The organism is Brevibacillus migulae (assembly GCF_004521915.1).
In the GTDB taxonomy this organism is placed as follows: domain Bacteria; phylum Bacillota; class Bacilli; order Brevibacillales; family Brevibacillaceae; genus Brevibacillus_F; species Brevibacillus_F migulae.
On record NZ_SDKD01000073.1, the window covers coordinates 1 to 634 of the forward strand.

Genomic DNA, 634 nt, shown 5'->3' on the forward strand with positions numbered 1-634 from the left:
GCCGGAGCTCTGCAGCTTCCTGCTCACGGCGGGCTTTTTCAGCCTGGGCGTTTTTAGTCATATCGTCTTGTTGATTGCTCACTTTGTCTTTTTCCGCAGCTTCACGTTTCGCTTGTTCAGCAGCTTCACGCTTAGCTTGTTCTGCGGCCTCACGTTCAGCTTTTTGTTGCGCCTCGCGTTTAGCCGATTCTTCTGCCTCACGACGGGCTTGCTCTTCCGCTTCACGCTGCGCTTGCTCTTCCGCTGCAAGGCGTTCAGCCTCTTGCGGATCGCGTTTCACAAAGGTGCGTTTCTTGCGGACTTCGATTTGTACCGATTTGCTTTTTCCACCGGTACCAGGAATGTTAAGGGTGCTGCGTGTTTTACGTTGCAGCGTCAATTTGTCCGGGCCTGAATTTTTCTGATTCAGGTGGTCAATCAAAGTCTGTTTCTCTTGTGCAGACACAGAGTCGTCAGCAGACTTCCGGATACCTGCATCAGCAAATTGCTGTACCAGGCGTTCCACGGAGGTCTGTCGCTCTGCGGCCAGCGTTTTAATCGTTACATCTGTCATGCTGTTCCTTCCTGCTACAGTTTATTACGCTTCGTCACCGAACCAGCAAATATTACGGGCAGCCATAATCAGAGCTCCGGC

At 51.9% G+C, this 634-nt stretch carries 1 protein-coding gene; it reads right to left on the minus strand.

Annotated elements, in window-relative coordinates; all coding sequences use genetic code 11:
- Positions 1-553 (minus strand): IF-2-associated domain-containing protein (locus EIZ37_RS25635; protein WP_205683891.1); only part of this gene is annotated, 553 nt, incomplete at its 3' end.
- Between the last annotated feature and the right edge of the window lie 81 nt (positions 554-634).